The 5,572-nt window shown below is 65.0% G+C and carries 6 protein-coding genes and 1 pseudogene; 5 read left to right on the top strand and 2 right to left on the bottom strand.

Going from position 1 to position 5,572, the window contains the following annotated elements:
• Window positions 1-727: pseudogene (locus EN742_RS22305) on the bottom strand (AsmA family protein); the annotation flags it as partial.
• A 96-nt stretch (window positions 728-823) separates the two neighbouring features.
• Here EN742_RS22305 and EN742_RS22300 point away from each other — a divergent pair.
• Both EN742_RS22300 and EN742_RS22295 read left to right on the top strand, forming a co-directional pair.
• Window positions 824-1,291 (top strand): peroxiredoxin, encoded by a 468-nt coding sequence (locus EN742_RS22300; RefSeq protein WP_127406259.1) that lies wholly within the window; start codon window positions 824-826, stop codon window positions 1,289-1,291.
• A gap of 141 nt (window positions 1,292-1,432) precedes the next feature.
• On the top strand, window positions 1,433-2,710 hold the full coding sequence (locus tag EN742_RS22295) for a M23 family metallopeptidase (RefSeq protein ID WP_127406260.1): 1,278 nt from the start codon (window positions 1,433-1,435) through the stop codon (window positions 2,708-2,710).
• On the opposite strand, the gene EN742_RS22290 is transcribed toward EN742_RS22295, so the two are convergent.
• On the bottom strand, window positions 2,707-3,153 hold the full coding sequence (locus EN742_RS22290) for a M20/M25/M40 family metallo-hydrolase (protein WP_245482370.1): 447 nt from the start codon (window positions 3,151-3,153) through the stop codon (window positions 2,707-2,709). The genes EN742_RS22295 and EN742_RS22290 overlap by 4 nt on opposite strands.
• 53 nt (window positions 3,154-3,206) lie before the next feature.
• Here EN742_RS22290 and EN742_RS22285 point away from each other — a divergent pair, with 53 nt between their 5' ends.
• The 3 genes from EN742_RS22285 to EN742_RS22275 form a co-directional block, all read left to right on the top strand.
• Window positions 3,207-4,370 carry an ROK family transcriptional regulator gene (locus EN742_RS22285; protein ID WP_126054879.1) on the top strand — a complete coding sequence of 388 codons (1,164 nt, stop codon included), beginning with the start codon at window positions 3,207-3,209 and terminating at the stop codon, window positions 4,368-4,370.
• Entirely contained in the window at window positions 4,367-5,131 is a 765-nt protein-coding gene (locus EN742_RS22280) for an ATP-binding cassette domain-containing protein (protein ID WP_128333279.1), read from the top strand. The genes EN742_RS22285 and EN742_RS22280 overlap by 4 nt, the downstream gene beginning before the upstream one ends.
• Window positions 5,132-5,170: 39 nt before the next feature.
• Window positions 5,171-5,572, top strand: a 402-nt coding sequence (locus tag EN742_RS22275) for a substrate-binding domain-containing protein (RefSeq protein ID WP_148670192.1), incomplete at its 3' end; no start/stop codon positions are given.

Raw genomic sequence — 5,572 nt, 5'->3', positions numbered from 1 at the left:
GCATGCTGCCAGGGCCGGTCTGCAGAACGGTGGCATCGGCCACCGTGACCCGCTTGACAGGACTGGTGTCGGACAGCACGAATTCGACATTGCGCAAATCGACCTGGCGAATCGAATCCTCGCGCACGGCATCGAGGGCGTGGCTGACATTGGCGAAGACCGCGGCAACCACCTTGTCCGAATCGATCAGGCCATCCGCGTTGCGAAGCGACGCCGTCCAGTCGCCGCCAGTGGATGGCATCGCCGCCAGCATGAAATGCGCGTCGGAAATCCGGGCGCTGGTCAGGCGCACCTCGCCCGAAAGCAGCGGGATGAGCCGGATGCCGAAGCGGACACGGCCGGCATCGGCGATCGGCTTACCGCCGGCGGTCTTCAGGCTGACGTCGCTCACCTGCAAGGCAATGAAGCTCGACCCGTCGAGCGTCAGCCGCGCCGGGCCGACCGCGACATCGACATCGAAGCCGGCCATTTTTTCGATGGCTGCTTCCGCCTCCGCTCGCAGACGCTCGGTGCCGATGCCGGATGTGCCGAGCACGTAGACCGCGCCGGCCGCCAGCAACACCAGCGCGCAGAAACTGGCGACCACCCGCGCAAGGACGCGAAAGCCTCGGCCTATCCTGGCGCGGCCGAGCGGCGGCACCTTGCAGGCGGAGGGAAAAGCCCCCAGGTCGGTGATCTCGTCACGCCTGAACCGGATCTTCTCGTGCTGCGGTTCTTCCTGATCCACGCAATCTTCCGTTGTAGCGAACTCGATCGTGGACGAATCCCCGTCTGACACTATATCGATGCGGCTTCGCGCGTAACCTCAAACCGGGGCACCGACATGGCCGAACTCGACGTAGGCGATCTTGCGCCGCAATTCGATCTTCCGCGCGACGGTGGCGGGTCGCTCAACCTCGCCGCACTGCTTGGAAAGCCCGTTGTACTTTATTTCTATCCGCAGGACGACACCACGAGCTGCACCAATGAGGCGATCAGCTTTTCGCAGTTGAAGCCGGACTTCGAAAAGGCCGGCGCCGTGGTGATAGGGCTGTCCCCGGACAGCATCAAGAAGCACGACAAATTCAAGCAGAAATATGACCTTACCGTCGACCTGGTCGCCGACGAGGAGCGCAAGGTCATCGAGGCCTACCGTGTGTGGGTCGAAAAGACGATGTACGGCCGCAAATATATGGGCGTCGAACGGGCGACATTCCTGATCGGCAAGGACGGGCGAATCGCCAGGATCTGGCGGCAGGTCCGCGTCAAGGGCCACGCCGAAGAGGTGCTGGAGGCGGTGCGCGCACTGTGAGGCAGATTTGGCGGTCTTCGCCGCAACCTGACACCCGTCCGGCGGGCATTGGTTACCGGCGCTATCGGCCCGGCAAAGCTTTGTTAACCCTAATAATATGTAATCAGGCTCTTCGTGGTGTCGTAACGAAAGCTTGGTCCCGTGAACCCAACCGGTCAGTCTGCGGTCTTCGGCAAACGCAAGGAACCCCATACGGTCATCATCGCCCGGGGTAACGAAATCAGGCATTTCACCATCCGGCCCTGGCTTGCCGCCTTCCTCGGCTCGGCGCTGGCGGCGATTGTCATCGGCTACCTGCTCGCCACCTCCTATCTGGTGCTTCGAGACGACCTGATCGGGGCGACGACCGCCAGACAGGCGCGCATGCAGCAGGCCTATGAAGACCGCATCTCGGCGCTTCGCGCCCAGGTCGACCGCATCACCAGCAGACAGCTTCTCGACCAGCAGCTGATGGAGACCAAGGTGAGCGAACTTCTGGAACGGCAGACACAGCTCAGCCAGCGCCACGGCCGCCTTGGCCCGATCCTCGAGCGCGCCGAAAGCGAAGTTGGGGCGGCACCCGCCGCCGACGGTACCGCAACCGCCAAGCCGGACGATCGCGCCGCGCTGATTGGCGAGCAGCCGACCTATTCCGTCGCCAGCCTGGGCGCCGGCGACACGAGACCGTTCTCGCTGTGGTCGACGCGCTCCGATCCGCTGCCCAGCGATTCGGCCGCCGATCGTGCCGACAGGCTGTTCGTGTCGATCAACCAGTCGCTCAAGGCAATCGAAAGCGAGCAGCTCAGCCGCGTTACCACGCTTGCCGACAATGCATACAAGAATGCCGACGCCATCACCCAGGCGCTGGCGGCCGCCGGCCTGCCGGTCGACAGCGATTTCGGCAAGGATAGCGATGTCGGCGGCCCGCTGATCCCGCTCAACGCATCGACGATATTCGACAGCAAGGTCAAGGAACTGGACGAGGCGCTGGATGCGCTCGATCACCTGAAGAAGGAAGCGCGGCGGCTGCCGCTCGCCAACCCCGCCCCCGGTCATTCGGTCACCAGCCCGTTTGGCGTGCGCACCGACCCGATCCTCGGCACCGCGGCCTTGCATTCGGGCATGGATTTCAGGGCGCCAATGGGCATGCCCGCCAAGGTCACAGCGGCCGGCGTCGTCACCAAGGCCGGCTGGAACGGCGGTTATGGCCGCATGGTCGAGGTCGACCATGGCAACGGCTTCGCCACGCGCTACGGGCACTTGAGCGAGATCGACGTGACGGTCGGCCAGAAGCTCGCGGCCGGCGATATTATCGGCAAGACCGGCAGCAGCGGCCGTTCGACCGGCCCGCATCTCCACTACGAAGTGCGCCACAATGGCGATGCGGTCGACCCGCTGCGCTTCCTGACGGTCGGCAAGAAGGTCGCGCAGTATCTTTAACCGCCCGCCGATCCCCGCTGCGCCGTCAGAAACATGGTTGCTGCCGAAATCAGTGTGAGCGCCACGATCTCCAGCGACACGATCTTCTCCAGCTCGGTGACCATCGAGTACGCCACGGCGATCGCATCGACACCCTCATACGGCTTTGCCGCATGCGCGGCGGAGCCGGTGACGCGGACATCGAACGTATCGCATGCCAGAGTGTAAGGACCGGGACGGACAGCGACCTTGCCGGACTGTGTGTACGGATCGACGTGAACGCAGATCGCGGCGGCGATATCGTCGAGCAGCCCCTCTTCCACCACCCGTCTTCCGCCCGACGGCTCGTCTTCCTCGGCCGGCTGGAATACGGCGCTGACGGTGCCGCCAAACTTTCGCTCGACTGGCGGAGCTGCGCGGCCACGGCGTGTCGTCCACAATACCGAAATATTTTTGAATTCCATTTGACTGAATAAATCTTCGGTGCGAAGCTCCCGTCACTTCAGGAGCGCAAGGCATGGCATTGCGGGGGACCAATCAGGAGTTCGGGCGGCCCTACAACCGGCGCATCGTTCTGGAGTCCATCCGCCTCAATGGGCCGATCGCCCGCGGCGATATCGCCAGGGGCGTCGGCCTCACCGTGCAGACCGTGTCGACCATCGTGCGCGAACTGGAGGAACAGGGCTACATCCTGTCGCTGCGCGAAGAGCCGAAAGGCCGCGGACTGCCGCCGGCGACGCTCAGGATCAATCCCGAAGGCGGCTTTGCCGTCGGTATCCACCTCACCCCGCTCGGCATCGACGCGGCGCTGATCAACCTCAGCGGCGATGTCATCGAGAGCATGCACAGCGAGGCGCCGAACGTCACGCCCGATCACGCTTTCGACCAGATCGGCGCCATGGTCCGCGACCTGGCGGGACGGCGCGCCGGCGGACGCGTGCTTGGCGTCGGCATGGCGCTGCCCGGCCCGTTCGGCGTCGAATCGATGAGCTTCATCGGCCCGACGACCATGACCGGCTGGAAGGATGTGGCGCTGCGCGAGCGGCTGACGGCAGCCACGGGTTTGCCGGCCTTCTTCGAGACCGACATGGCGGCCGCGGCCATGGGCGAGCGGCTCTACGGCCTCGGCACCGGATATTCCGACTACTACTACCTCTATTTCGGCGTCGGCCTCGGCGGCGCCATGGTGCATGATGGCAGCGTGCTGCGCGGCGCCTGGGGCAATGCCGGCGAGATCGGCCACATCCCGGTCGTGTTCGGCGGCGAGCCTTGCCCCTGCGGCAACCGGGGTTGTCTCGAACGCTATCTCTCGCTCGATGCGCGCGGACGCTGGCGCGGCAGCGACGACGACTGGGTAATCGAGATCGGTCCGGTTTTCCGCAACGCCATCACCATCATCGAGAACCTGTTCGACCCCGAGACGGTGGTCCTCGGCGGGCTGGCGCCGCCGGCGCTGCTCGAACGGTTGGCGGGAGCGGCGGAGCTGCCCAATTCGGTCTCGGCCCGCAAGGACCGCGCCACGCCGCGCATCGTCGTGGCGCGCGGCGGCCAGCATGCGGTGCTGCGCGGCGCGGCCGCACTTGCCGTTTCCGGGGTGCTGTCGCCGCGCTTCGGCCAGATCTTCACCGCCAAGCGGCAGCGCGGCGGCGACCTCCTGAAAGGCGGAGACATCGCGGCATGAGCGAACCCCTGCTGGTCCTCGACAACGTCACCAAGAACTACGGCGCGATCCAGGCGCTGAAAGGCATCAGCTTTTCGATCGGGCGCGGCGAGGTGGTGGCGCTTCTGGGTGACAACGGCGCCGGCAAGTCGACGCTGGTCAAGATCATCGCCGGCGGGCTGGAGCCGACCTCCGGCCGCATGCTATTCGAAGGCAAGGACTTCCTTGCCAAATCTCCGGCCGAGGCCAAGGCGGCGGGCATCGAGACCGTCTACCAGGACCTGTCGCTCTGCACCAATGTCGACGTGGTGGCGAATTTCTTCATGGGCCGCGAGATCACCCGCAAGGTGCTCGGCGTCCCCGTCCTCGACGAGCGCGCCATGGAGGCCGTGGCCGCCAAGGCGCTCGCCAATGCCGGCACCCGCATCCCGTCGCTGCGCACCAATGTCGAGCACCTGTCGGGTGGGCAGCGGCAAGCGATCGAACTCAACCGCTTCGTGCACTGGGGCGGCAAGCTGGTGCTGCTCGACGAGCCGTTCGCCGCCCTTGGCGTCGAGCAGACGCGACGCGGTCTCGACATGATCCGCCAGGTGGCGAACCAGGGCATCGGCGTCGTCATCATCACTCATATCATGCAGCAGGCCTTCCAGGTCGCCGACCGGATCGTGGTGATCCGGCAAGGCGTCGTGGCGGGCGATGTCGCACGCAACAAGACAAGTCCCGACGCGGTGATCAACATGATCACCGGAGAGACGCTGGCCGGTGCCGGACCGGCGAGCTGAGGGACAAATGAGGGGTCCGGCGCAAGAGGAGCGAACGACATGAAGAGAATACTTCTTTCCGTCTTCGGTTTCCTGGCACTGGCCATTGCCACGCTCACGCCGGCATTCGCCCAGTCCAAGGGCACCGTCTATTATCTGGTGCCGACATTGCTCGATGAGTTCCAGACCGGTTCGGTGACCGCGCTGGAACTGTTCCTCAAGCAGGTCGGCTACGACTTCAAATCGCTGAACGCCGACAACAAGACCGACGCGCAGCAATCGCAGATGAACGACGTCATCGCGCTGAAGCCCGCCGCGATCGTCCTTGCGGCGGTTGACTTCAACGCGCTGAAGCCGTCCGACGAAGCGACCCGCGCCGCCGGCATTCCGGTGGTCGAATTCGACCGCCAGATCACCTCCACCCCGTCTGACTTCACCTCGGTCGCCGGCACGGTCGAGATC

Origin of the sequence: Mesorhizobium sp. M4A.F.Ca.ET.020.02.1.1, assembly GCF_004022645.1 — a bacterium.
GTDB lineage: Bacteria > Pseudomonadota > Alphaproteobacteria > Rhizobiales > Rhizobiaceae > Mesorhizobium.
This window is presented reverse-complemented; position numbering and strand designations above follow the sequence as displayed.

Bases quoted from the DNA above. Each gene is read 5' to 3' on its own strand.
- EN742_RS22300 (WP_127406259.1), top strand. From the start codon at position 824: ATGGCCGAACTCGACGTAGGCGATCTTGCGCCGCAATTCGATCTTCCG.
- EN742_RS22290 (WP_245482370.1), bottom strand. From the start codon at position 3,153: ATGGAATTCAAAAATATTTCGGTATTGTGGACGACACGCCGTGGCCGC.
- EN742_RS22285 (WP_126054879.1), top strand. From the start codon at position 3,207: ATGGCATTGCGGGGGACCAATCAGGAGTTCGGGCGGCCCTACAACCGG.
- EN742_RS22280 (WP_128333279.1), top strand. From the start codon at position 4,367: ATGAGCGAACCCCTGCTGGTCCTCGACAACGTCACCAAGAACTACGGC.